This window comes from Pseudoalteromonas spongiae UST010723-006 (assembly GCF_000238255.3).
GTDB lineage: Bacteria > Pseudomonadota > Gammaproteobacteria > Enterobacterales > Alteromonadaceae > Pseudoalteromonas > Pseudoalteromonas spongiae.
Genome location: NZ_CP011040.1, coordinates 871,865 through 895,299, shown reverse-complemented (window position 1 = coordinate 895,299; position 23,435 = coordinate 871,865). Strand labels below are relative to the sequence as shown.

The 23,435-nt window shown below is 40.0% G+C and carries 27 protein-coding genes; 14 read left to right on the top strand and 13 right to left on the bottom strand.

The window, feature by feature from the left end:
• Positions 1 to 67: 67 nt before the first annotated feature.
• Positions 68 to 535: a GNAT family N-acetyltransferase gene (locus PSPO_RS18270; protein WP_010559096.1), complete on the bottom strand. Its 468-nt coding sequence runs from the start codon at positions 533 to 535 to the stop codon at positions 68 to 70.
• Between the two features lie 161 nt (positions 536 to 696).
• On the opposite strand from PSPO_RS18270, the gene efpL reads away from it, so the two are divergent.
• The 3 genes from efpL to PSPO_RS18255 all read left to right on the top strand — a co-directional run bounded on the left by efpL (position 697) and on the right by PSPO_RS18255 (position 3,333).
• Complete coding sequence (efpL, locus tag PSPO_RS18265) at positions 697 to 1,266, top strand: elongation factor P-like protein EfpL (RefSeq protein WP_010559097.1); 570 nt, start codon at positions 697 to 699, stop codon at positions 1,264 to 1,266.
• Between the two features lie 201 nt (positions 1,267 to 1,467).
• Positions 1,468 to 2,634 (top strand): nucleotide sugar dehydrogenase, encoded by a 1,167-nt coding sequence (locus PSPO_RS18260; protein WP_010559098.1) that lies wholly within the window; start codon positions 1,468 to 1,470, stop codon positions 2,632 to 2,634.
• Positions 2,635 to 2,736: 102 nt separating this feature from the next.
• Positions 2,737 to 3,333, top strand: a complete 597-nt coding sequence (locus PSPO_RS18255; protein ID WP_010559099.1) for a thymidine kinase — start codon at positions 2,737 to 2,739, stop codon at positions 3,331 to 3,333.
• A 76-nt stretch (positions 3,334 to 3,409) separates the two neighbouring features.
• Here PSPO_RS18255 and rlmF read toward each other — a convergent pair whose 3' ends face one another.
• Entirely contained in the window at positions 3,410 to 4,297 is an 888-nt protein-coding gene (rlmF, locus tag PSPO_RS18250; protein ID WP_010559100.1) for a 23S rRNA (adenine(1618)-N(6))-methyltransferase RlmF, read from the bottom strand.
• Positions 4,298 to 4,421: 124 nt separating this feature from the next.
• Here rlmF and PSPO_RS18245 point away from each other — a divergent pair, with 124 nt between their 5' ends.
• The 3 genes from PSPO_RS18245 (at position 4,422) to PSPO_RS18235 (ending at position 7,331) form a co-directional block, all read left to right on the top strand.
• Positions 4,422 to 5,318, top strand: a complete 897-nt coding sequence (locus tag PSPO_RS18245; protein WP_010559101.1) for an alpha/beta fold hydrolase — start codon at positions 4,422 to 4,424, stop codon at positions 5,316 to 5,318.
• Positions 5,319 to 5,479: 161 nt separating this feature from the next.
• The gene (locus tag PSPO_RS18240) at positions 5,480 to 5,836 is read left to right on the top strand and encodes a hypothetical protein (RefSeq protein WP_148665292.1); all 357 of its coding nucleotides are present in this window, start codon (positions 5,480 to 5,482) and stop codon (positions 5,834 to 5,836) included.
• Between the two features lie 133 nt (positions 5,837 to 5,969).
• The gene (locus PSPO_RS18235) at positions 5,970 to 7,331 is read left to right on the top strand and encodes a leucyl aminopeptidase family protein (protein ID WP_010559103.1); all 1,362 of its coding nucleotides are present in this window, start codon (positions 5,970 to 5,972) and stop codon (positions 7,329 to 7,331) included.
• A gap of 7 nt (positions 7,332 to 7,338) precedes the next feature.
• On the opposite strand, the gene PSPO_RS18230 is transcribed toward PSPO_RS18235, so the two are convergent.
• From PSPO_RS18230 to PSPO_RS18215, 4 genes are all read right to left on the bottom strand, one after another.
• Positions 7,339 to 7,656, bottom strand: coding sequence for a ribbon-helix-helix domain-containing protein (locus tag PSPO_RS18230; protein WP_010559104.1), 318 nt, complete (start codon positions 7,654 to 7,656; stop codon positions 7,339 to 7,341).
• Complete coding sequence (locus PSPO_RS18225) at positions 7,643 to 8,308, bottom strand: AAA family ATPase (RefSeq protein WP_010559105.1); 666 nt, start codon at positions 8,306 to 8,308, stop codon at positions 7,643 to 7,645. Before PSPO_RS18225 ends, PSPO_RS18230 begins: the two co-directional genes overlap by 14 nt.
• The gene (locus PSPO_RS18220) at positions 8,305 to 8,676 is read right to left on the bottom strand and encodes a PilZ domain-containing protein (RefSeq protein WP_010559106.1); all 372 of its coding nucleotides are present in this window, start codon (positions 8,674 to 8,676) and stop codon (positions 8,305 to 8,307) included. Before PSPO_RS18220 ends, PSPO_RS18225 begins: the two co-directional genes overlap by 4 nt.
• A gap of 79 nt (positions 8,677 to 8,755) precedes the next feature.
• On the bottom strand, positions 8,756 to 9,823 hold the full coding sequence (locus tag PSPO_RS18215; RefSeq protein WP_010559107.1) for a ketoacyl-ACP synthase III: 1,068 nt from the start codon (positions 9,821 to 9,823) through the stop codon (positions 8,756 to 8,758).
• Between the two features lie 85 nt (positions 9,824 to 9,908).
• On the opposite strand from PSPO_RS18215, the gene PSPO_RS18210 reads away from it, so the two are divergent.
• From PSPO_RS18210 to PSPO_RS18190, 5 genes are all read left to right on the top strand, one after another.
• Positions 9,909 to 11,159 (top strand): sensor histidine kinase, encoded by a 1,251-nt coding sequence (locus tag PSPO_RS18210; protein WP_010559108.1) that lies wholly within the window; start codon positions 9,909 to 9,911, stop codon positions 11,157 to 11,159.
• Positions 11,156 to 11,692 carry a response regulator transcription factor gene (locus PSPO_RS18205; RefSeq protein WP_010559109.1) on the top strand — a complete coding sequence of 179 codons (537 nt, stop codon included), beginning with the start codon at positions 11,156 to 11,158 and terminating at the stop codon, positions 11,690 to 11,692. The genes PSPO_RS18210 and PSPO_RS18205 overlap by 4 nt, the downstream gene beginning before the upstream one ends.
• Entirely contained in the window at positions 11,685 to 11,936 is a 252-nt protein-coding gene (locus PSPO_RS18200) for a hypothetical protein (protein WP_010559110.1), read from the top strand. Before PSPO_RS18205 ends, PSPO_RS18200 begins: the two co-directional genes overlap by 8 nt.
• Before the next feature lie 167 nt (positions 11,937 to 12,103).
• Positions 12,104 to 12,364 (top strand): CBU_0592 family membrane protein, encoded by a 261-nt coding sequence (locus PSPO_RS18195; protein WP_040642632.1) that lies wholly within the window; start codon positions 12,104 to 12,106, stop codon positions 12,362 to 12,364.
• Between the two features lie 20 nt (positions 12,365 to 12,384).
• The gene (locus PSPO_RS18190) at positions 12,385 to 13,341 is read left to right on the top strand and encodes a hypothetical protein (protein WP_148665291.1); all 957 of its coding nucleotides are present in this window, start codon (positions 12,385 to 12,387) and stop codon (positions 13,339 to 13,341) included.
• A 29-nt stretch (positions 13,342 to 13,370) separates the two neighbouring features.
• On the opposite strand, the gene PSPO_RS18185 is transcribed toward PSPO_RS18190, so the two are convergent.
• The 3 genes from PSPO_RS18185 to PSPO_RS18175 are packed head-to-tail and all read right to left on the bottom strand — an operon-like array spanning position 13,371 to position 16,576.
• Complete coding sequence (locus PSPO_RS18185) at positions 13,371 to 13,844, bottom strand: BamJ family beta-barrel-assembly machinery protein (protein WP_010559113.1); 474 nt, start codon at positions 13,842 to 13,844, stop codon at positions 13,371 to 13,373.
• Positions 13,845 to 13,893: 49 nt separating this feature from the next.
• Positions 13,894 to 14,613 carry a tetratricopeptide repeat protein gene (locus PSPO_RS18180; RefSeq protein ID WP_010559114.1) on the bottom strand — a complete coding sequence of 240 codons (720 nt, stop codon included), beginning with the start codon at positions 14,611 to 14,613 and terminating at the stop codon, positions 13,894 to 13,896.
• Between the two features lie 13 nt (positions 14,614 to 14,626).
• On the bottom strand, positions 14,627 to 16,576 hold the full coding sequence (locus tag PSPO_RS18175) for a putative bifunctional diguanylate cyclase/phosphodiesterase (RefSeq protein WP_010559115.1): 1,950 nt from the start codon (positions 16,574 to 16,576) through the stop codon (positions 14,627 to 14,629).
• Positions 16,577 to 16,910: 334 nt separating this feature from the next.
• On the opposite strand from PSPO_RS18175, the gene cdd reads away from it, so the two are divergent.
• Positions 16,911 to 17,738: a cytidine deaminase gene (gene cdd, locus PSPO_RS18170; protein WP_010559116.1), complete on the top strand. Its 828-nt coding sequence runs from the start codon at positions 16,911 to 16,913 to the stop codon at positions 17,736 to 17,738.
• Between the two features lie 35 nt (positions 17,739 to 17,773).
• Here the strand turns inward: cdd and udp are convergent, their stop codons facing one another.
• The gene (udp, locus tag PSPO_RS18165; protein ID WP_010559117.1) at positions 17,774 to 18,526 is read right to left on the bottom strand and encodes a uridine phosphorylase; all 753 of its coding nucleotides are present in this window, start codon (positions 18,524 to 18,526) and stop codon (positions 17,774 to 17,776) included.
• 116 nt (positions 18,527 to 18,642) lie between these two features.
• Here udp and PSPO_RS18160 point away from each other — a divergent pair, with 116 nt between their 5' ends.
• A complete protein-coding gene (locus tag PSPO_RS18160) occupies positions 18,643 to 20,133 on the top strand; it encodes a cobyric acid synthase (protein WP_010559118.1) in 1,491 nt (496 codons plus the stop codon).
• A 5-nt stretch (positions 20,134 to 20,138) separates the two neighbouring features.
• Here the strand turns inward: PSPO_RS18160 and PSPO_RS18155 are convergent, their stop codons facing one another.
• Entirely contained in the window at positions 20,139 to 20,444 is a 306-nt protein-coding gene (locus PSPO_RS18155) for an Mpo1-like protein (RefSeq protein WP_010559119.1), read from the bottom strand.
• Between the two features lie 101 nt (positions 20,445 to 20,545).
• On the opposite strand from PSPO_RS18155, the gene PSPO_RS18150 reads away from it, so the two are divergent.
• Positions 20,546 to 20,968: a nuclear transport factor 2-like protein gene (locus PSPO_RS18150; protein WP_040642568.1), complete on the top strand. Its 423-nt coding sequence runs from the start codon at positions 20,546 to 20,548 to the stop codon at positions 20,966 to 20,968.
• 320 nt (positions 20,969 to 21,288) lie between these two features.
• On the opposite strand, the gene PSPO_RS18145 is transcribed toward PSPO_RS18150, so the two are convergent.
• Together PSPO_RS18145 and PSPO_RS18140 are read right to left on the bottom strand one after the other, a co-directional pair.
• Positions 21,289 to 22,305: a M48 family metallopeptidase gene (locus PSPO_RS18145; RefSeq protein ID WP_010559122.1), complete on the bottom strand. Its 1,017-nt coding sequence runs from the start codon at positions 22,303 to 22,305 to the stop codon at positions 21,289 to 21,291.
• Positions 22,305 to 23,384, bottom strand: a complete 1,080-nt coding sequence (locus PSPO_RS18140) for a YjgN family protein (protein ID WP_010559123.1) — start codon at positions 23,382 to 23,384, stop codon at positions 22,305 to 22,307. The genes PSPO_RS18145 and PSPO_RS18140 overlap by 1 nt, the downstream gene beginning before the upstream one ends.
• Positions 23,385 to 23,435 lie beyond the last annotated feature (51 nt).

Genomic DNA, 23,435 nt, shown 5'->3' with positions numbered 1-23,435 from the left:
CCCTGTTAAATTTCATCCATATCTTGAATACAGTTACATGTTGCTGTGAATAATCATAGACATGTATTTAGCTTTCTGTCGATAACGGTAATTCCATAAAAACACTGAGCGGGTTATCACGATAACGCCCAAAGCATTCGCAACGCTCAAAACCAAGGCTTTCATATAGGTTGATTGATTCTGTTTGCTTACTACCTGTTTCCAAACGTAGTAATGGGATCTGCGCTTGGCCGGCCCAGTACATTAAGTTTTGCATAATGCGTCGAGATAAGCCTTTACCACGGTGTGTTGGTTTAACATAAACACGCTTAATTTCGCCATACAGGCTTGACTCAAACTTCTTTACAATCGCACCGCAGGCGATGATACCTTCGTCTGTTAACAAGCCAATCGCGTGTACATTGGGTTGGTTTAATTCAGATAAATGTAAAGATTGGTCACTTGCAATTGGGTAGAGTGAATTCATAAGGCGGTCTATTTCAGCAAATAGACTAATTACATGTGAATCGTTGGCATCTAACGAAACTAACTGCATAGTGTCCTCTAACAACTTTATTATTGTGCTTTAGATACGTTGGGGCAAATAATTAAAAATCAAGTTAACAAATAATACAAGTTTGATTTTCATCATTATGTATTTACTAACAGGCCATATTTTTGTAGGGTCTGCATAAATTGACACAATGAGAATTAGAAATGCCTAAAGCAAGTGAAATTAAAAAGCATGCAGCCATTGATTATAACGGTCGAGTGATGATTGTACGAGATATCGAACGTTCAGTTCCTCAAGGGCGTGCAGGCGGTAGTTTATACCGTATGCGTATGTACGATGTCGTAAATGGCGGTAAAGTCGATGAAACATTTAAAGCCGATGAAATGTTAAACTTCGCTGATTTAAATCGTCGCCCAGCGGTATTTTCGTACGTTGATGGTGACGAATACGTGTTTATGGATGAAGAAGATTACACGCCATATAACTTAAACAAAGAGTCAATTGCAGAACAACTTTTGTTCATCGATGAAAATACCAAAGGTTTATTAGTTGTAGTGGTTGAAGGTAGCCCAGTATCAATTGACCTACCGTCAAGTGTAGAGCTGGTAATTGAAGACACATCACCTTCAATTAAAGGTGCATCAGCAAGTGCACGTACAAAACCTGCAACAATGACAACAGGTTTAATCATTCAAGTGCCAGAGCATATTTCAGCGGGTGATAAAGTAAAAATTAACACCTCTGAGCAAAAATTTATGGGCCGCGCTGAATAATTCGGTTTGGTTTTGTAAAAAGGCTTAGCAAGGTTGCTAAGCCTTTTTTGTTTTCAGTAACAAACTACATTTATATTCTAAACTTAGGGAATATATTTGCGTAGATACGTAACGGCATTTAAAATGTACCAATCTCTTATATAATCCGCACGCTCACCAATACAACATCTTTCAAAAGAGCTTTGACTAACAAGGATAACAATGAATATTACTATTGCAGGTACTGGCTACGTTGGACTATCAAACGCGGTTTTATTAGCGCAACATAACTCAGTAATCGCTTATGATATTATCGATACAAAAGTTGACCTGATTAATCAAAAACAATCCCCCATTGCAGATCCTGAAATAGAACATTTCCTCGCAAATGAAAAACTAGATTTAGTTGCGACAAGCGACAGCAACAAAGCGTTTGAAAATGCAGATTACGTTATTATCGCAACACCTACGGATTATGATGAGGTTACAAACAAATTTAATACATCGTCTGTAGAGGCGGTTATTCATGAAGTTAACAAAGTTAATCCTTCAGCAATAATGGTAATAAAGTCAACGGTGCCGGTTGGTTTTACTAAACGCATTAAACAAAAGTTATGTACTAGCAATATTATATTTTCGCCTGAATTTTTACGTGAAGGTAAAGCGTTATTTGATAATTTACACCCGTCGCGCATTATTGTTGGTGAGAAATCAGAACGGGCACAAAAATTCGCTGAGTTATTGGCACAGGGCGCGTTGAAAGAGGACATTGATATTCTTTTAACAGGTTCTACAGAAGCCGAAGCGGTTAAGCTGTTCTCAAACACTTACTTAGCAATGCGTGTTTCTTATTTTAATGAACTTGATACTTACGCTGAAAGTCACGGATTAGATACAAAAGAAATTATTGAAGGCGTCAGTTTAGACCCTCGAATAGGCAACCACTATAACAACCCATCGTTTGGTTATGGCGGTTATTGTTTACCAAAGGACACCAAACAGCTTCGCGCAAATTTTGAAGATGTACCAAACACACTGATTAACTCAATCGTTGAATCTAACACTGTCCGAAAGGATCATATCGCATTTTCAATTATTAATAAGCAACCAAAAGTAGTGGGTATTCACCGTCTAATAATGAAAAGCGGTTCCGATAATTTCAGAGCGTCTTCGGTACAAGGCATTATGAAACGCATTAAAGCAAAAGGAATTGAAGTTGTGGTGTATGAACCTGTGATGCAAGAAGACTCCTTTTTTAACTCACGCGTAATAAAAGACCTTGAAGAGTTTAAACAAATATCGGACGTAATCGTATCAAATCGAATGGAGCGATGCCTTAAGGATGTTGCTGACAAAGTCTATACACGGGACCTCTTCGGTAGCGATTAAGCTTTATCTCGTAACGCTTTTAAACTTGTCTTTTATGATTTTGAACTAGCGAAATAACGCTAGTTCATATAGCATTAGCGTTTTTGCTCTCTCGGATAATTCATGGCTCAGCTGTACTTTTATTACTCTGCAATGAACGCAGGTAAATCAACCACGTTATTACAATCTGCTTTTAACTACAAAGAACGTGGAATGGAGCCATTAATTTATACCGCAGCAATTGATACACGCTATGGTGAAGGCAAAGTAAGTTCGCGTATAGGCTTAGCAGCAGACGCATCTTTGTTCTCGCCTGAATCTAATTTGTCTGACGAAATTGCCACGCAGCATGCGGTTAAAAAAGTTGATTGTGTACTTATTGACGAGGCCCAGTTTTTAACTAAAAAACAAGTAGAAGAATTGTGTATCGTTGTTGATAGGCTAAATATTCCAGTATTGTGTTATGGATTACGTACCGACTTTCTCGGCGAATTATTTGTTGGTGCCCAGTATTTACTGGCGTGGGCAGATAAGTTAATTGAATTAAAAACCGTGTGTCATTGCGGGCGAAAAGCCAATATGGTGCTTCGTACCAATGAACAGGGCGTACCAATCACCCAAGGTGAGCAGGTTGAAATTGGTGGTAACGACCGATATGTGTCAGTGTGCAGAAAACACTATTTTGAAGGGCTTGAAAATCAGGTCGCAATCCCGAATTAGCATTAACTATCTTAAGTTAGTTAACCAAAAGGCTTGTGAATGTATCGCAAGCCTTTTTTGTTTTACACCAATACGCTTAGTTAGATGAGTTGTTAAAACGCCAGCACAACACGTGCATTACTTTTTGGCCGTGGGCTAATGGCATTACTTTAACCTCAGAATTAGCAAAGCGTGTTAATTGTGATTTAAGCTTTGGCAAGTTCTCTTTTTTTGATACTAACGATGTAAACCAACCTACCTGCTCTTGATAGTCAACGCTTTCGCTAATCATTGTCGTAAGAAACGCTATTTCACCGCCTTCGCACCACAATTCGGCTTTTTGACCTGAGAAATTAAACCCTTTGTTTTCGTGTGAGAGATTTTTCCATTTTCGTTGGTTAGCTTTTTCAGCGTGATCTAACGAACTATGGAATGGTGGGTTGCAGCAGGTGATATCAAAAAAGTCGTTTGCGTTAATCACACCGTGAAATATGTTGTCAGTTGATTTTTGCTGGCGCAATTTTACGGGCAGCTTATTAAACTGCGCTAAGTTCTTAGCTTGTTTAATGGAGTTTTCATCAATATCGGTCGCTACCGCTTTCCACCCATAAATCTTGTTGGCTAAAATCGGGTAGATGAGTGATGCGCCCGTACCAATATCAAGTAACTGTGTGTTTTTTCCGGTCGGTACATCACCGTTATTTTGTTCGGCGAGTAAATCTGCGAGCGTGTGAATTAAATCAGCGCGGCCTGGTACGGCAGGGCATAAATTTGTTTCTGGTATATCCCATACAAGTAACTGATAATCTACAACCAAAAGCGCTTGGTTAAGTGCCTTTACTGCTTTTGAATCGCTAAAATCAATCGTCGTGTTACCAAATTCATTTTTGATTAAGTAAGGCGTAAGTGTCGGGCTAAATTTCGCTAGCTTCGCTAAATCATAACCATTGAGGTGGATATTTCGCGGATGATGTTTTTTTTCCATCGTTATGGGGCAATTCAAAAGTGTTACATAACGCTGATTTTAACATGCTAGCTTTTGAACGCTTGTATTTATTCATATTTGTTTTTAGTATCGTTCTGGTACGACCAGATTAAAGGCAATACTTATGATTACACAAGCCTCACATTTCGTTCCTTTGAAAAATGGTGACAAAGTTCATTTGCGTCAAATCTACAAAGACCAAAACGGTCCTATTGTCTTTTTTATGCATGGTGCTGTTGAAAATGGCCGCATTTTTTATACCCAATCAAACAAAGGATTAGCGCCGTTTTTAGCAGATGCGGGTTTTAATTGTTTTGTTGCTGACTTGCGTGGCCGGGGGTTAAGTGAACCAAAAATCTCCAAACATAGCAGTACAGGGCAAAGGGATTCTATTGTTGAAGAGATCCCAGCGATGTTGGACTATATTAAATTCTATTCTAAACAGCCTATTGCTTATTTTTGTGCACATTCATGGGGTGGAGTATTACTTAACTCTGTATTGGCACGCTTCCCAACTTACCTAGATGATTTAAAAGCGTGTGTTTATTTTGCTTCTAAACGAACCATATATAACCGTCACCCATCAAAATATATTCAAGCGAATTTAGTGTGGTACTTAATTTCCCCATTGCTAATTAAAAGGTATGGCTATTTACCTGCAAAACGCTTTAAGTTTGGTTCGGATGATGAAACTCGTTTGTCACATAAAGAAGGGGTAGAGTGGGTTAAGAAAAATCCTTGGGTATGTCCATTTGATCAGTTTGATTATGGTAAAGCACTTGAAGACATAGCGCTTCCGCCTGTTTTACATATTGGCGCAGTAAATGACAAAGCGCTAGCACAACAAGTTGATATAGAAGCGTTTATCAAAGAGAGTGGAAGCGGTGAACAAGTACTTAAGATGTATGGTAAACGCTACAACCATAAAATTGATTATGACCACATAAATATTCTCACGTCGCCGTTTGCTAAAAAAGAAACTTACTTAGATACATTAAATTGGTTTAATCGATTTAAATAAGCGAAACATAGGCGTTGTAGCAGGTGATAGCGCAGAGGTAATTAAAAGCCGTGTACTCGCCGTATTCAAGGTGAGTTCCGCTTATTCATGATTTTTCAATACAAACAACTTTTTACAGATTTCGCTTATACCTTTTCTGATTGTTGTGCGAAAATGTAATTATGCGTACGATGAAATATTTCCATAAAGCCCCTGTTCGGGTGCTTAAAATCAAACAGCAACGAAGTCGCTTAAAAGTGCGCCGTCAGATGTTGCAAGTTAAGCATGCGCTTGCACAAGAAAAGCAAGAAACCATCGATATGCTGATCACCTACCGTAACTACACGCAAGGCAAAGCAAATAAAGCAGAACTAAAGAAAGCAAATCAACAGTTTCTTGATGTACTTAAAGGCGTTGGTTTAGGCATTTTTGCAATTCTACCCTTTGCGCCAATTACTATTCCATTAATTGTAAAACTCGGAAAACTTGTTGGTGTTGAAGTATTGCCCAGTGCTTTTAACAAAACTGATAATAAATAATCTTTAACATCGCCTATTATATTGCGCTGAAATAACAGGCGCTATCCTATTAAATTCTATCGCGAATGTAAGACAACCCGAACCATAGTTTGTTATGCTATAGCCAAAGTGTGTAAATTATAAAGGCCAAAATATGACGCAAGCCCTTGTTAAAAAATCTGAAGGGATCCCGCTTAGCATTAAATCAAGTGCAGAATTTGACGCGTGGCAAGAAAAACAATCTGAGGTAACTAAAAACTGGCTTAAATCACTAAGCTTTGAAGGCCGTGGTTTGTTGTTAGTACCAAATTTTGAAAGTGGCACGTTAAGCGAAGCCGTGTTCTTTTGTAACGATACTAACGAACTTTGGTCATGTGGCGACCTCGCTTCGCAGTTACCAGCGGGTACTTATTTACTCAATAATGATGCAAACACAAACAAGTTGGTAGCAACCAGCTTTGCGTTAGGTGCGTATGACTTCACACCGTACAAAGAATCTAAACCAGTAAGCGTAAAACTCGCTATTGCTGATAAAGCCTTGTTTGATGAAGTTACAACGTACGTAAAGGGTGTTTCAATTGTTCGCGACCTTGTGAACATGCCTGCAGGTGACATGATGCCACAACACCTTGCAGAAATAATGTCTGATATGGCTGATGAGTTTTCAGGCGAGTTTTCTCAAATAGTTGGCGATGAACTTTTAGAGCAAAATTACCCAACAATTCACGCAGTAGGCCGAGCAAGTGCAAACAAACCACGTTTACTTGATTTACGTTGGGGTGATAAAAATGCGCCGAAAGTAACCTTAGTGGGTAAAGGCGTGTGTTTCGATTCAGGCGGGTTAGATCTAAAACCGGCATCTGGCATGCGTTTAATGAAAAAAGACATGGGTGGCGCTGCACACGTTCTTGGTTTAGCGCATATGATTATGGCGTTTAACTTACCAATTAATTTACGTGTGATGATCCCTGCGGTTGAAAATGCAGTGTCGGATAATGCATTACGTCCGGGCGATGTTATTAAAACACGTAAAGGCATTACCGTTGAAATTGACAATACCGATGCAGAAGGGCGCTTAGTTTTATGTGATGCACTTGCTGAAGCGGTAACAGAAAAGCCAGATACGCTTATTGACTTTGCAACGCTTACCGGTGCGTGCCGTATTGCCCTTGGCACAGAGTTACCTGGCTTTTTCAGTGATGATAAATCACTTGTTGAGGGGCTAGAATTAGCTGCAAATGACGTACAAGATCCAGTATGGCATTTACCATTACATAAAGCCTACAAAGATTTGTTAAACAGCACGGTTGCAGATATGACAAACTGCGCGTCAGGCCCATTTGGTGGTGCAATCACCGCTGCACTTTACTTACAAGAATTTGTTGAACAAGACATTTCATGGGTGCATTTTGATGTAATGGCGTGGAATATCCGTAAGTTACCTGGCCGACCTGTTGGTGGTGAGGCATTTGGTGTACGTGCGGTTCTGAAATATTTACAAAATAAATATAGCTAAAGCGAGATCACTTGGCGTTGATATGATCTAACAGTAAGTCAATCGTTAGATCATCACCTTCGGCAAGCTCTGCGATTAATAAGCGCAAAATATAAGATTTAGATAACCCTGATTGCTTTGACAGCGTATCGAGCTGTTTAATGTGATCAGGAGAAAGGGTGAAAGTAGCATTTTTGTACTTTCGCCCTTTTTTTATGTGTCGTGATTTATTAAGGGTTGTATCTTTACCTTGTGCATACAGGTTTGCTTGCTCAATAAACTCATCAACCGAAATTTTTTTCTTTCGGTTGTTACCATTTCCTTTTTTTAAATCAATTAAACTCATGGCCGTGAACCACTTCCATCGTTAATAACTCATCAACAATGGCTTTAATCTCAAGCGCAGCTTTACCATCAGGTTCAATTTCAATCACAGATTTACCGTTTTCTTCGCTATCATCGTAGATGTTTCTACTGTGGGTAATTGAATTAAGTACCGGTATACCATATGACGAGCACACCTCTTTCGCTTCTAAAATACGTGAGGCTTGATTAGGCAACGAAGGGCACTGCGTAATAACAAACGCTGCGTTAAGTTTTGGGTTAACCATTTTGCACGTTGTAAGTATATCTTCCATATGGGGAACTGTTTTTAAATCCCTGCGTTTTGGCCTGAGTGGAATAAGTGTGTGATCGGCTACCGACATCGCAGCGCGAAGTGCTAAGTTATCTTGCCCACCACAATCGACGATAACATAATCATAATGGTTTTCAAGACTAAGAAGATCATTGCGGATTTTACCGTACAATTGCACACAATTAATCAGTGGCAACTGTGGGTTGGTATTACGCGCTTGGATCCAATCTGATGAAGTTCGTTGAGGGTCACAATCTACAATCAAAACGGTGTAATTTTGCAGGGTAAGGTAAACGGCAACATTTTGAGCAAGACAGCTTTTACCGCTACCGCCTTTTTCACCGCCAACAAGAATAATCATTTATCCTCTCCTTGTTCGACAAATATCATGGCAACATCATACCAATCGTGAACTTCTGTCTCTCGCAATACCCTTGCATAAAATTGGTTTGAGGCACCTAACTTGTCGCGAAATGTTACCTTAACGGGATGATTTGTAATGATAGGTCGGTCGATATTCACTTTTAATCCACCGTTCGAAACATCAATGCACATTGCTTGGCGTTTTATTATTTTGCCATCTTCGCATTGCCACTCTAATCCAATGAGTTCTTTTTCCATATCGAGCCGTAATGAGCGTCTTTTTTCAATGTTGGAAGTTTGCTCATGCATAGTAATACCCTTTAAACAATCGCTAAATTGCACTCCATTACCCTTGGTATGGCGCATATATCACTATTTAAAGCGTAGTGTTAAAAGGGAATTTTGCAAATAAGAAAGCCCGTATAAACACGGGCTTAAAGAAAGGCTATTGGCAGTGTTTTACTGCATCGGCGATTAGTTCTAGGCCGCTTTTATCGCAAGGGGTTAACGTATGACTTGCTGGAATAATCGGGGTTACGCGCTCACCCCATTGAATAAAACTTGCAGCCCATGTTAGGCCCGCACCAAACGCAGCAGAAATTACACGACTGTTTTCTTTAATCAGGCCATTTTCAACTGCCTCACAAATCGCAATAGGAATGGTCGCAGCAGAGGTATTGCCGTATTTATCAATATTCACCATTACTGCATCATCGGTTAAATTCACTTTAGATTGAATTGCTTGAATGATGCGTAGGTTTGCTTGGTGTGGAATAAGTACATCAATGTCGGTAATTTCGCTGCCGACTTGCGTTAATACATCATCAACTGCAGTCGTCATACCTTTTACCGCACGCTTAAATATCTCGCGACCTTCGAATAAAAGGTCAGACGGGCCAACTGGCTGATATTTATCGGTGTTGGTACCTGAATTTGTGATGTGTAGAATTTCCCTATCTTCGCTGTCACAACCTGTCTTAGTGCCTAGAAGGCCTGTTTTGTCATCGCTTGCCTCAAGCACTACAGCACCGGCACCATCACCAAAAAGTACACCGCTATCGCGACGTTGCCAATTTACATACCAAGTCATACGTTCAGCGCCAATGACAACTGCTTTTTTAATCATGCCTGATTGAATTTGTGCGGTAGCGTTTTGTAATGCGTACAAAAAGCCAGAACATGCCGCATTTACATCACATGCAGCTGCACCCGTTGCATTTAGGTTTTTTTGAACTTCTGATGCCGTGTTTGCAACCATGGTAGACGGAGAGCAGGTTGCTAAAAGTACTAAATCTATTTCGTCTGCGTTTTTGATGCCAGCACAATCAAGTGCATTTTTTGCTGCGATAGTTGCAAGTTCTGCGGTACTTTGATGAGAGATGCGCCTTTCTTTTATTCCTGTACGTGTGGTGATCCATTCATCGTTGGTGTCCATAATTTGGCTTAGATCATCATTTGTCAGTTTTACTGGCGGAATGCATTTTCCCCAACCAGTAATTTTGGCATACTTCATTAGCAACCCTTATTGTGATTTCTTTGTGTGTTGAACTGGTTATACCAGATACAGTGCGTTTTGTCTTTGTTTAAACGAGTTAGTTATGACTTTGCTTGCTAAATTTCTTAGAGCTGAACCGGCGTTAGCTTATCGAAAACCGATCAGCCGATTGTTATTTTTACGAACCGTGTCTATTGCTATTCAGCTTATTAGCGTCATTGTGCTGCATTTTTCTGTTAGCAAAAATGATTACGTTGGTGTACTACTGCTTGTTATTGCGTTTGAAACCTTGTTCCATTTAGCAAGTATTGTTTATTTTTCGCGTCTTAATGCGACTAATTTTGCGTTGGCATTGCAAATATTGGCTGATATTTCGTTCTTGAGTTTGCTCTTACTTTATAGTGGTGGGGCAACTAACGCGTTTGTTTCGTTGTTATTACTTCCGCTTATCATAGCTGCAGTGTGTTTACCGCTTCGCTGGCTTGCTGTGTGTTCGCTTACCGCTGTCAGCTTTTATACATTATTAGTGTTTAACATGCCAAAACACGCGATGCATCATATGGATATGCAGGAGCATTTTTTAGGAATGTGGATTAATTTTGTATTGTCCGCGTTGGTTGTTACCACCACAATCAGTGCCTTGGTTAAAGCCAATGCCAATAAAGAGCGCCAGATGGCAATTCAACGGGAAGAAACGTTACGCAGTGAACAATTAATGGCTCTGGGTACGGCTGCTGCACAAGTCACACACCATTTGGCAACACCGATTGCCAACCTTCAAATGATCTATGAAGATTTACTCGATGAAATTGGTGAAAACAATTCACTTATAAACGAAATGGCGCAGCCACTGACTCAATGCACTGAACAATTGGCATATTTTCGTGATTACGCAAGCCAAATTAAAGAAAACAAAATTAACGAAAAATGTGTTAATACGGTGATTAACGAGTTTTATGATGCGTGTTTATTGCACTTTCCTGAGCAGCGAATTGTGTTAACGAATTTAGCCTCAGCATCAAGTAAAATCAGTTCAGACAGTTTGTTACTTTCAGCACTGATCAACTTAGTGCAAAACGCTGTCGATGCGAATAGACAAAATCAAAGTAATCAAATCGAAATCAATGTCGGTGAAAGTGACGGTCAATTGAATATAGACATTGAAGACACTGGCGCTGGCTTTGATATAGAACTACTTGATTCATTAGGACACGAAACAGTTCAAAGTCAAAAAGGCATGGGCATAGCACTCTTTTTATCCAATACCACAGTAAATAAATTGGGCGGAAAATTGATTATTGCAAATAATCAGGATGTTGGCGCAAAAGTAAGTGTAAGGTTACCATTACTATGAAATTATTAATTGTTGAAGATGATAATGCATACGGTCAAACACTAGCCAGGCGTATGACTAAACACGGATTTAGTGTTGAGCATGTTACTCATGCTGACGAAGTGTTGATAAAGGCAAGACAGTACTTGCCAGAATACATCCTGCTTGATATGAAACTAGGCGCTCAAATTAGTCTGCCATTAATTAAACCGTTAAGGGCGTTGTTGCCGAATTGCAAAATCGTATTGCTAACTGGCTTTGCCAGCATTGCAACTGCGGTAGAAGCGATACGATTAGGCGCAAATGATTATTTAGCAAAACCTGCTGATACTAAATCCGTTGTTGCTGCCTTAACGGGCGAAAAAACCGATATAGCCTTTGATGAAACACCCATTTCGAGCGAGCAATTAGAATGGGAACACATTAATCAGGTATTAAAAATAAATAATGGAAACGTCTCAGAAACCGCACGACAACTCGGTATGCACCGCAGAACATTACAACGTAAACTGCAAAAAAAACCGCAACTGACTAAAACCGAACATTATGGCTAAACCGAACAAAAAGTTACCTGAACGCGTGGTTAAAATAGTGTGTGTAGGTTGTGGCGCTAAGCTATTTAAATATCACAAAAATGGTAAAGGCGCGTTAGTTAAGTGTTTTAAAGAACGGATAGCCGTAAATTACTGTGAAAATGCATGCCACTGCCCAAGTTGTAATCAAATGTTTGCCCGTGAGCAGATTATCCGTGGCGCTGCCGCGTATAAAATCATTGGTGGTAAGGCCAAAATAGATTAAAGCAAATAAACGTTAATAGGGGACATATGTCATGGTAAGGTCCTACCGGTAAGATAGAATTATCCGGTTTGAGGATTAACCTCAACTACAAGCTGTTTCATGGATGGAAATCGCCCTCCCCACGGAAAGGGCCAGCAAATTTGGGCGCTAAAGCTTGGAGTTTTCAATTGATCTCAATAATTTTTGATATTATCGGTATGACCGGTACGTTTCTTGTCGTCGGTGCGTTCTTTTTATTACAATTAGAAAAAGTAAAACCAACGGGTATTGGTTACAACGTGATGAACTTATCTGGGGCAATTTTATTACTTATAAGCCTCTGTTATAATTTTAATTTAGCAAGTTTTGTAATTGAATTGTTTTGGATAGCTGCGTCACTAATTGGCCTTTATAAGTACTTTAAGGCACCAAAAGAGGCGATAAGCTAACGTCCCAATAAGGAGAGGGAGTGTTATTAAATTCTTGTCGTCGATTATCTATTCTGACGTTATTAGTAGTCCCTTTCCTGTCTCAAGCGAGTAACTCAGCCTCCAGAGAAAAGTCCGCAAAACCACCATTGACACTGGAAGTAAAAAAAACGGTTACGGATAGCGCATCTTTTTTACAAAGCCAGCTTAATACCCATATGCAAAATTCGGCGCAGTGGCTTGATCAATTATTGGTAAGTGAAGGTAGCGAAAAAACACGTGCCACAGCTAAGGGCTATGTTTCACTCGGTTTTGCGCCAAGAGCAAGAGATTTATCGGATTTTGATAATCAATTTAAAGTATCACTCGATTTACCTAATTTAGAAAACAAGCTAAGCGTTATTATCGATAATGACGAAGCAGAAGAAGATCGACTTCCTTTTCAAAGTATATCGGGTCAAGATCAAGATAATCATGTTAACGCTGCATTAAACTGGTATATGTTACAAAAACAGCGGTTAAACATTGAGCATAGAATCGGTGTTAGCCGCTCAAATCTGTATGCACAAAGCCGCCTCAAATATCAGCAAAAACTTGATAAATGGCGCTTTACCGTTTCGCCAAGCATTGAATACTACCTTGAAGATGGGTGGGGAGCGCGAGTTAATACACGACTTGATAGAAAAATAGAAAGCGACCAGACTCTAAACTTCGCATTTAACACCCGCTATGTTGAAAGTGAACCGACTAACCGTGTGTCGCTTGGTATTTTCCACAGTCATACTTATAACAATGATCAAGCTGGTGTAACGGGTGTGTGGCTAAAAGATAGTTTCAGCGGAGAGCGAAGCTATTATGCATCTTATCGCTGGCGAACGCGCTTTTTTGAGCATTGGTTATTTTTTGAAGCTGAACCATTTGTTGAATTTAGAGAGCGCTACGATTTTGACGATGAACCTGGGATTGCTCTTCGATTAATCGCTTATTACGGCGTGTAGCGCTTAAACCCTAAGTTTAAACGCGCCTATTAGTCTATCGCGATAAGTTCAATTTCAAATACTAATAATGACGCTGGCGGAATTTTTCCAACAGCGCGTTTACCATACGCTAAGTTATAAGGAATAAAGGCCTTTACTTTTTCGCCACATTTCATTTGTTGTAACACTTCAGTCCAGCCAGGAATAACTTGGTTTAGTTTAAATGAGAGAGGCGTGTTACGTTCAACCGATGAGTCGAATACCGTACCATCAAGTAATGTACCGTGATAATGGCAAGTAACCTTTGATTGCAGTGTGGGCTGTTCACCTGAATCACACGGTGTGATCACTTCATATTGCAGGCCTGACGCGGTTTCAATGATTTCTTCACGTTTTTTGTTTTCGGATAAAAACGCTTGCTGTGACTCAATGTTTATCTTAGCGCGTTTAGCATTTTGAACAGAAGATTTAATAATAAGTGCAATTAACGCACAAATAATGAGAAAAAGTATTAAGTTAAGCACAGGCGGTCCTTAAATTAAGAACCATGCCTGTAATTGTGATAAATTGCAATTAGATACGACGGTCGTCGCCGTAGTACTTACCTGCAAGGATTTTTTGATAGAGCTCATTCGCTTTTTCAGATGCTTCTTTTACTTGCGATGGCGACATTTTTCGCTCATCAAGCTTACGACTATGGCTGGCATCTTTATGGCCATTAAATTCAGCGACTGTGTTCCAAATAAACGACATTTCAACGCTTTTATCCACACCTTGACCTTCAAAATAAAGTAGCGCGAGATTAAATTGAGCCGCCGCGTAGTTTTGCGCGGCTGCTTTTGTGTACCAGTCTTTTGCTGCATAAAAGTCTTGGATAACACCGGTGCCGTTGGCATACATGACACCTAAATTAAATTGCGCTGCAGCCAGCCCTTTTTTTGCTGAACTTTCGTAAAGCGAAACGGCTTTCTGCAGGTCTTTTTTAACGCCTTTGCCGTCTTGGTATAAGGTTGCAAGTGCAAACATCGCATCGGCTTCACCTAGTTTAACGCCCTTAGCATACAATTCTGCTGCTCTTTTTGGATTACGTGGTAAACCATAACCAAATTCGTGCATTTGCCCTAAGTGGTACATAGCAGGACCATAATTATTTTCGACTAAGTAATTAAAATGAAATAGCGCCGTTTCAAAATCTCCCTCATTCGCAGCATCAATGGCCTGTTGTAAATCGGCTTTAACTAAACAGCTTGTAAATGCGAGGCAGATCGTGATTATTTTTAATATGTGTTTCATTTTTTTGATTTCCCTACTTTACGGAATGAAGTTTATGTCGCGGCATTGGTTCGTTTTCAGGTAGCCATATATTGGTACCTGTCGCAGCGATATGATTTAAATTAGTACGCAATACTTTGGTGCCAACGTTATTTGAAGTCTCTGGTTTTGATACTAAATAGCCTTGCACACATTGGATACCCATTTTTCTTACGAGTTCAAATTGTTCGGCACATTCAACGCCCTCTGCAACCACTTTAAGGTTGAGATCTTTACCCAGCTCACTAATGGAATTAAGTATTTTATTATATTTCGGATTATCATTCGCCTGATCAATGAATAATTTATCAATTTTAATAACATCGACGGGTAATTCAGCGAGCGTACACAGTGAACTGAAGCCTGTACCAAAGTCATCTATTGCGATAGTAATGCCTTTTTGCCTTAGTTTTTGTAGGCTTTCAGTTGTTTCGCGCGATGCTTCAATAAAGCACGACTCAGTGATTTCCAACATTAGCGCTTTTGGCGGTAACCCCGCTTTTTCGATGGTTTCTATTACCCAATCGTAGAGCTTACGGTGTTTTAACTGCACGCCTGATATATTGACGGAAATGCGTACCTTGGTCATACCCGCGTTATACCATGCTGACATTTGGCGGCACGCTTCAAATAAAATCCAGTCGCCAAGCTCTAGAATTAAATTAGACTCTTCAGCAATCGGGATGAATTCAGTCGGCGTTATGGTCCCTTCAACGGGGTGGTGCCATCTGACTAAACATTCAAAATAATCAATGCTGCAATCATCAACATGTACAATTGGTTGAAATGATAACGAAAAGTTATTACTGCCTAACGCGAGACGCATTTCTTCAAGCAAGTAATGATAGCGTCGCATTTTACTGCCCATTTCAGGTGAGTAGACGCGGAATATACCGCGTCCGTCAGTTTTGGCGCGATACATAGCGACGTCGGCCATTTGCAAAAGGGCAAAAGGACTTGAAGCGCTATCTGGGTAGATTGCGATACCAATGCTCGCGCCAATTTTTACCACTTTATTGCCCAATACAAAATCACGTTCAATTTCATGCAATACATTCTGGGCAACGTTAACAGCCAGTGATGGTTCAAGTAAATCACTAATAAATATTGAAAACTCATCACCGCCTAAGCGCGATAAATTTTGTTCTATGCCATTGATTGGGTGTTGAGATGATAAGTTGTGATTTCTCACTATTGTGCGCAAACGCTCTGCAACTTGGATGAGCACTTCATCGCCGAAACTATGGCCAAATGAGTCGTTAACTTGTTTAAACCCGTCGAGGTCAATAAACAGTAATGCTTGTTTTTTTGCTGTTTGTTCAGCATGGTTTAACTGTTCTTTTAAATGCGCTAAATATGCGTGACGATCAGCAAGTCCTGTTAGTTTGTCTTGAAATATACTGGTTTCGGTGTCTTTTTTGTAACGTTCAACAGCGTCTGTGAGTGAGCTAATAGAATGGTTTAGCCGTGCGAGATTATTCTCTGTTTCGTATTGTGGTAAATCCAGATTAAATGCGCTAAGCAGATTATCGGTTTTGTTATTAAGAATTGATATCGATTTATTCAATGACTTTTGCTTTTTGGAGGTGATGGCGAACGGCATTAAGATTGCGAAGCCTAATAAAATGAGAAGAGGTAAATTGGAAAATAACAACATGTCACTGAACATTTTATTAAGCGGCACGGCAACTACATGCTGTTCATTGCTTTCGAGTTGCACATATAACTCACCGTCACTGCTAATAATATCAATATAACTAAATAGCGAGGAGAAAATATTGGGTTGATTTGCATCTAGGTCGTTGGGGTTAAGTTCGACCGTATTTACCGGAGAATCCTCATGGTGTGATAATGCAACACCTTGCGTGAGAGACAAAGCTAATACTAAATATATAGCGACAATAAACCCAGTTGTGAATAACACAACGCGGGAGACAGTTTTCATCATTTGCACTTTTTAATCCTGCACGGCTTTCGCAAATTCCATACGTTTACATTAAGCAAGTATAGTTTATGAACGCGCCGTTACCAGTTTTTATTTTACCCGCGAACTCTAGCATATCTTGCAAAATAAATCTTTATAATCATTGAGTTCGGTCAAAGTATGGCAACTTATTTACTACCTATGTACATCCCCTTTAAGGCGAAGACGTGATTTAAATTTTTATTGATTCATAACGTAAATATATCGATTTATTTTAAAAAGCGGACAATTGACCTTAGTATTCCGTTTACAATACCAGTAGTGTGAACTGCCATTTTTTGAGTTTTCATTAAATATGCAATCGAATAATAATTTTGAAACGGTGTTATCGGATTACACCAACAATAAGTCTTACTTAACTCATCAAGAACTCATTTCACTTAAGTCTCAGTTCGATAGCGAGCAATCATTTTTTGACGCGTTATTAAAATGGGTGTCTGAATATGCAATTGCACCGGTTTCACAGTTTAAAGTGGCAGCCCTAGCGATTGAGAGCGGTGGTGAAGGGCGCTTATTTTTCGGCGCTAATTTAGAATTTTCCCATCAAGCCTTGAGTCTGGTTGTTCATGCTGAACAAAGTGCTATTCATAACGCATTGTTACACGGGGTTGAAGCAATTAAAAAGCTCGTGATTAATGCTTCACCTTGTGGCTATTGTCGTCAGTTTATTAATGAAATTCAGTTAGACAAACAACCATTAATAAATGTGCACGGTGTCGAGAAAACCATACAGCAATACCTGCCAGACGCATTTGGTCCAAGTGATTTAGATAACCATACACCATTGTTTAGCCAATCTTTAACACAATGTTGTGACTTAGATGCGTATGTTGAACAAAGCTATGCGCCATACTCTGGTAATTTTTCAGCGTGTGAAATTAAGCATGTTGATGGGCACAAATACTTTGGGGTCTACCTTGAAAACGCGGCGTACAGCCCAAGCTTGTCGCCTTTGCAAGCAGCGCTCAATCAAGTGCAGCTACATAATAGAGAAACTGGATTACAGGGAATAAGCGAAATAGTGATTAAGCAAACAGCAGGGAAAGCAAACCAACAAGGGGTTGCCAATGCGGTTGCGATGAGTCTTGGTGGAAATATTAAGGTAACAATTGAGGAAGCGTAACCACTTCCTCAATTTTATGGTGTAGCAACTCTAAACTATACCAATAATTCAGCGGCTTTAATTACAGCGCTAACCGCTTTCTTTTCAACGATCTGATGGTCAACATCAGGGATCTCACTGCGCGTTCTATTTACTAACACACCGGCAACACAGGCTGCTTTAAGACCAAGAGCAGAGCACATAGTAAATAACGTAGCTGACTCCATTTCGTAGTTCATCACACCAAGTTTTTGCCATTCGTCAAAACTACCTTGGAAGGTTTTTGTCACATAGCCTGAATAGGTGTCGTAACGTTCTTGTCCTGGGTAGAATGTATCTGATGAAGCCGTTATACCCAAGTGATAGGTTGCACCTAATTCGTCACACGCACTTACCATTGCATTGGTTGCAAAGAAATCGGCAACTGCGGGGTATTGAATTGGTGCAAAATGTTGGCTTGCACCATCTAAACGAACAGATGCATGACTAATTAATAGGTCACCTTCGTTAATGTTTGGCTGAATTGCGCCCGTTGTGCCAACGCGCAAAAACGTTTTAATTCCGAGCTGCGCGAGTTCTTCAACTGCGATAGACGTACTTGGCCCGCCGATACCGGTAGAACATACGATTACCGGCTGTTGTTTGATATAGGCCAAAAAGACATGATATTCACGTGTTTTTGCAAGTGCGATAGGGTTTTCAAGCTCGTTTGCAATGCGCTCTGCACGTGCTGGATCACCGGGTACGATAGCGAGTTTAGCACCTTCAACTTGTGCTTTATCTAATCCTAAGTGGAATACTTTTTTCATCCTGTATGCTCTAACTTGGCAAATATTAATAACAGTTTGAATTAGCATGCAAAATTGTAAAGGACAATGGTCCGTTAATTTGTTAGTGTGCAGCAAAAAAATGTATAGAGAATTGTATGAAAGCCAAGCATACATTGATGGTTCAAGGCACAACCTCAGACGCTGGGAAAAGTGTGCTGGTTGCGGCGCTTTGTCGTATTTTAGCCAACCATAATATCAAAGTTGCGCCGTTTAAGCCGCAAAACATGGCGCTTAATAGCGCGGTTACCGCAGAGGGGGGCGAAATTGGTCGTGCGCAGGCGGTTCAAGCTGATGCGGCTAGAATAGAACCAGATGTGGACATGAACCCGGTGTTGTTAAAACCAAATTCTGATATTGGCGCGCAAGTTATTGTGCATGGTAAAGCAATTGGTAATTCAGATGCGGTCGATTATCATCAAATGAAACCGCAATTACTGGGCGCTGTGCTTGAATCACATCAACGATTATCGCAACAATTTGATGCAGTGATTGTCGAAGGCGCAGGATCGCCTGCTGAGATTAATTTACGCGACCGTGATATTGCTAATATGGGCTTTGCAGAAGCGGCAGATTGTCCGGTAATTATCGTTGCCGATATAGATAAAGGCGGTGTATTCGCACACCTCGTTGGCACATATGAACTGCTATCTGATACAGAAAAAGCCAGAGTGGTTGGATTTGTAATTAATAAATTCAGAGGGGATATAGATTTACTGCTGCCGGGCAACCAATGGCTCGAAAACAAATTAGGTATACCGGTACTTGCAACAATTCCCTATATACCAGACTTATATATAGAGCCAGAAGATGCACTCGATTTTAATCAAATATTAAGCACAAATAACGCAATTAATATTACGGTAGTGGTTTACCCTCGCATATCCAATCATACTGATTTTGATGTGTTAAGATTGCACCCTAACGTTAATCTCAGATATGCCCGTAAGCCAAACGCAGTAGATAAGTGTGACTTACTTATCTTACCCGGATCAAAAAGTGTCATGGCTGATCTGTCGTTTCTTATTGATAACCAATGGCAGCAATTTATCGCGCGTCATTTGCGCTATGGCGGCAAAGTATTTGCGATTTGTGGTGGTATGCAGATGTTAGGGCAACGACTTTATGATCCTCAACATATTGAGTCTAATATCGATGAAATGGTTGGCCTAAATTACTTGCCAATTGAAACCACGTTACAACGCGCTAAAACCTTAAGTCAAACAAAGGCACATTGCTTAACGAGTGGAAGTGCTATTTCAGGCTATGAAATTCATGCAGGTAAAACAAGTGAAACAGCTACGGTAAAACGATTGTTTAAACTCGCAAACGGTGAATTCGATGGCTATGAATCACAAGATGGACAAATAAAAGCGACTTATTTACACGGTGTACTAGACAACCCACGCTTTTTATCACAACTCCTCGAGTGGGCGGGGTTAACCGGTGCAACTGGATTTGACTATGAAAGTGAAAAAGATAATCAGATAGAGAAACTAGCGACAGAAGTTGAAAAAGTACTGCCTATTAACGTGATAAAACAGTTATTAAGTTTAAATCAAAACGGAAACGTCAACACACTCAAGTAATTCACTTACCAAGGAATTCGTCGCAACAGTATGTCGCGAAACATAAACCAGTCGCATACAAAACTATAAAGTGGGTATTGAAATGTGGCTGGCCTGTTTTTTTCAAATACAAAGTGTCCAATCCAAGCGAACAGATAGCCAATGCCAATACCGCCTAAGATCAACCAGTAGTTTTGGTTTAGCACAGCAAAAAGCAAACAAAATAGGCCAATTAACGAACCGCAAAAATGCAGTCTTCTACACAGAACGTTAGTGTGTTGCGATAAATAAAATGGGTAAAATGCTGCAAGTGAATGGTATACTTTCGCCATCGCAAAACCTTTGACTTAACGTTTAAGTTGTTTATCGTATAATTTTTAACAGTAAATCAATTTGGGAATGTAATCAATTGCGAAACTGGTACGTAATCGTTTTGTTATTATTTTCTACGCAATTTTGTTATGCGTCAGCTGAGCCACTTTTTGAAAAAGACATGCGCGCCAAAGTAACACAGTTTATTACGCTCAATGATTCAATTGATAAGCAAAGTGCAATCGTTAGCTTATCTCAGTTAACCGCAACGCAATTCGAATATTATCAACCAAGTTTTCAAATTCATTTAGACAAAGAGCAGTGGGTGAATGCACTTAACGAACGCATGAAGCAAACGCGCACGCGTAATGTAAAAACTGAGATAATACATATCGAGTTCGCGTTAAATGCAGCATTTGTTAAGCAAAAAAGTACTTGGCAACAACGTGTTAATGGCAAATGGTATGCGCGTTCAAGTGATAATATTGTGAGTTTATTTGAATTCTCTAACGGTAAAATAACTGCCGTTAGAGAATATTGGTAATTAGAACGTGTTGGCCTTTGTAGTCGATTTCTACAGCTGTTTGTTTGGCATTTAGACGAAATAGAGCGATTGTAGTGTAATTATTTACATAAATGAGCGATAAAGGCGTTGTGCTATTACCCAGCACCCACAGTATAAACGCCAAGCAAGTGCTGCTTACAGTTTCACCCAAAGCGTTTTGTTCTTTGTTGTTGCTTCTTAACGTAGCCCGCAAGGCTACAAAGCAACGCCGCGATCAAAAAGCTTTGGATTTGAACAGAATTTAGACCATAGAGACCAATACGCTCTAGGTATACCTCTGCACTTTTATGCAGTTGGTATTATTTAAAGCGTTTGGCCTTTTCAATTCGCTCTTTTATAGCAGGGTGCGAGCTTAGGTACTTAAGAAAATCACCTGAGCCGTTTGCATCAAAGCTATCCATGGCATCGGCAAAGGCACTGGGTGAGTAACCTAATTCAGCTAAATGTTGAAGTGCAAAATCATCCGCCTCACTTTCCATATCGCGTGAAAAGCTAGCTTGCACTAAGGTTGAGCTGGCACCAACAAATAGCTCGCCCACGGTTTCGAGATCGCCAAATAACAGCGCAAACACAATGGCATTTGATAAAGACTGCGCGACTAAACGCATACCGTGTTTACCTTCAACATGACCAATTTCATGCAAAATAATAGCCATTAACATGCTATCTAACTTGTTTTCATCATATTCGCGTAATTGCGTAATAAGATCGTCGGTTACGATTACGGTGCCGTCAGGTAGCGCAAGTGCGTTAGCACCAAAGTACGCGCTTTGGTATGTAAATATTTGATAGTGCTCTTTGTCTAAATTCAAAGCCGTTGTGGCATTTGAAAACAGCTGTTCGATATGTTGTTGTGTAGGTTCATCAAGTTCAGATGGCTCAAGAAAAGCCTTCTCTAAAATCGTAAAACTTTGCTCACCCATGTAGTTAGACACACTTGGTGGCAACCAATCAACACTTTTACTGGCAAGCGCAGGCATAGCAATCATAATAAGCCAATAAATGAGTAGTGGCGCTAAAATGATACTGGCAAACACACTGGTTTTATGGCTTTCTAACGTACTAAGCAGTGAACCGGTTTGGCGTTGAACACGCCAAGATTTGTCATCGGGAATAAACATGTCGCCATTTTCAAAGCGTACTTCGGTTGCGACTCCGGGAATTGCATCACTCAGCGAAATAGAGCTTAAATTATGGGCTCCATATTCAACACCGTCTTGAATGATACTGATATGAGATTCTGTTACTACCAGCTTAACAGCACACGAGCGTGTGCTGCTAGCTTGATAGAGTTTACCATCGACTATTTGACTCATCAGGTGATGGCGATATCTAAGTCGAATACTTCTGCGATTTCTTCGCCAATAGCGGATTGATCACTGGTCATATCATCAATCACGTTATCTGCGTTTTCATGGATTTCTACAAACGTACCGTTTGCTAAATAACGTGCTGCGCGAATTTTTGCCCACGGGTAAGCTAAGCCAAGTGACAAACCAATCGCGATTAAGTTAAAGAATACTAAACGTGCAAATTGCATCTCAGTAATCGTTGACTCAAATTTAGCAACGTCTTTGATTTCGCTGTTAGCAAAGTTGTGTGCGCGAATACGTGCTTGATAAATACCGGTAATAAGCGCAAACATACCGATATACAACAGCGCAGTAATTGGCGCTATTACAAATGCGGCAGCACTCATGCCTGCTGAATCTAAATTAGCCATATCAACAGTCGCACCAAAAATAGCGGCGCCGATACCGATAACAATTGCAAAACCAAACATGGCACCAATTGACACTGCAACAACTAACAATGCGGCAACATAGTAATCGGTTGTAGACAGTGTTGCCTCAACCTTGCGATCACCATAAGTAATGTTGTTTAAAATATAGGAATTAATTTTCTTCATTACCCAAGGCACTAATAGGTATAAGGTAAATACCGATAAAATTGGAAAAATAATGAAAACAAGAAACGCTTCGCCATAGCTGCCGTTAAAACCAAAACGTACATTTCGATAGCTTGTCATGCGGTGTTGAAATCGCATGCTGCGGTTAATAACCCAAGGCATTAAAAATAGTGCGATTAGCATAATAAATAAGCCAAGAATTGGAACAAATTGAACACTACCCACGTATATAGCAAATAATACGACGGCAATAATACGGCCAATTAAAATTTGGATTGGATTAGCAAGATAGGTAAATTGGTGTCCATCGATACTGGTGTTACTGTAAAAGTAGCGATGTGTTCTGACTTTAGCCCAAGCAGAATAAATGCCAAGGGTGAGTACAGTAAGCACTATATTGACTATCCAGATTGAAAAAAATTGGCCAGTTTGACCTGTGAATTGAACTTGCGAACGGCGAGTTTGCGGCGCTGTGTTTAGGTCCATTAAACGTTTCCTGATTGTATGTAATTGTTAAGCGAACGCATTATAAATCAT

What these genes read in the sequence shown, in the direction of transcription:
- PSPO_RS18200 (WP_010559110.1), top strand. Translation starts at nt 11,685, where the DNA reads ATGGCTAAACCGAACAAAAAGTTACCTGAACGCGTGGTTAAAATAGTG.
- udp (WP_010559117.1), bottom strand. Translation starts at nt 18,526, where the DNA reads ATGAAAAAAGTATTCCACTTAGGATTAGATAAAGCACAAGTTGAAGGT.
- PSPO_RS18270 (WP_010559096.1), bottom strand. Translation starts at nt 535, where the DNA reads ATGCAGTTAGTTTCGTTAGATGCCAACGATTCACATGTAATTAGTCTA.
- PSPO_RS18220 (WP_010559106.1), bottom strand. Translation starts at nt 8,676, where the DNA reads ATGCGCCATACCAAGGGTAATGGAGTGCAATTTAGCGATTGTTTAAAG.
- PSPO_RS18260 (WP_010559098.1), top strand. Translation starts at nt 1,468, where the DNA reads ATGAATATTACTATTGCAGGTACTGGCTACGTTGGACTATCAAACGCG.
- PSPO_RS18225 (WP_010559105.1), bottom strand. Translation starts at nt 8,308, where the DNA reads ATGATTATTCTTGTTGGCGGTGAAAAAGGCGGTAGCGGTAAAAGCTGT.
- cdd (WP_010559116.1), top strand. Translation starts at nt 16,911, where the DNA reads ATGCAATCGAATAATAATTTTGAAACGGTGTTATCGGATTACACCAAC.
- PSPO_RS18235 (WP_010559103.1), top strand. Translation starts at nt 5,970, where the DNA reads ATGACGCAAGCCCTTGTTAAAAAATCTGAAGGGATCCCGCTTAGCATT.
- PSPO_RS18155 (WP_010559119.1), bottom strand. Translation starts at nt 20,444, where the DNA reads ATGGCGAAAGTATACCATTCACTTGCAGCATTTTACCCATTTTATTTA.
- PSPO_RS18180 (WP_010559114.1), bottom strand. Translation starts at nt 14,613, where the DNA reads ATGAAACACATATTAAAAATAATCACGATCTGCCTCGCATTTACAAGC.
- PSPO_RS18210 (WP_010559108.1), top strand. Translation starts at nt 9,909, where the DNA reads ATGACTTTGCTTGCTAAATTTCTTAGAGCTGAACCGGCGTTAGCTTAT.
- PSPO_RS18230 (WP_010559104.1), bottom strand. Translation starts at nt 7,656, where the DNA reads ATGAGTTTAATTGATTTAAAAAAAGGAAATGGTAACAACCGAAAGAAA.
- rlmF (WP_010559100.1), bottom strand. Translation starts at nt 4,297, where the DNA reads ATGGAAAAAAAACATCATCCGCGAAATATCCACCTCAATGGTTATGAT.
- PSPO_RS18160 (WP_010559118.1), top strand. Translation starts at nt 18,643, where the DNA reads ATGAAAGCCAAGCATACATTGATGGTTCAAGGCACAACCTCAGACGCT.
- PSPO_RS18245 (WP_010559101.1), top strand. Translation starts at nt 4,422, where the DNA reads ATGATTACACAAGCCTCACATTTCGTTCCTTTGAAAAATGGTGACAAA.
- PSPO_RS18215 (WP_010559107.1), bottom strand. Translation starts at nt 9,823, where the DNA reads ATGAAGTATGCCAAAATTACTGGTTGGGGAAAATGCATTCCGCCAGTA.
- PSPO_RS18145 (WP_010559122.1), bottom strand. Translation starts at nt 22,305, where the DNA reads ATGAGTCAAATAGTCGATGGTAAACTCTATCAAGCTAGCAGCACACGC.
- PSPO_RS18140 (WP_010559123.1), bottom strand. Translation starts at nt 23,384, where the DNA reads ATGGACCTAAACACAGCGCCGCAAACTCGCCGTTCGCAAGTTCAATTC.
- PSPO_RS18240 (WP_148665292.1), top strand. Translation starts at nt 5,480, where the DNA reads ATGCGTACGATGAAATATTTCCATAAAGCCCCTGTTCGGGTGCTTAAA.
- efpL (WP_010559097.1), top strand. Translation starts at nt 697, where the DNA reads ATGCCTAAAGCAAGTGAAATTAAAAAGCATGCAGCCATTGATTATAAC.
- PSPO_RS18255 (WP_010559099.1), top strand. Translation starts at nt 2,737, where the DNA reads ATGGCTCAGCTGTACTTTTATTACTCTGCAATGAACGCAGGTAAATCA.
- PSPO_RS18175 (WP_010559115.1), bottom strand. Translation starts at nt 16,576, where the DNA reads ATGAAAACTGTCTCCCGCGTTGTGTTATTCACAACTGGGTTTATTGTC.
- PSPO_RS18205 (WP_010559109.1), top strand. Translation starts at nt 11,156, where the DNA reads ATGAAATTATTAATTGTTGAAGATGATAATGCATACGGTCAAACACTA.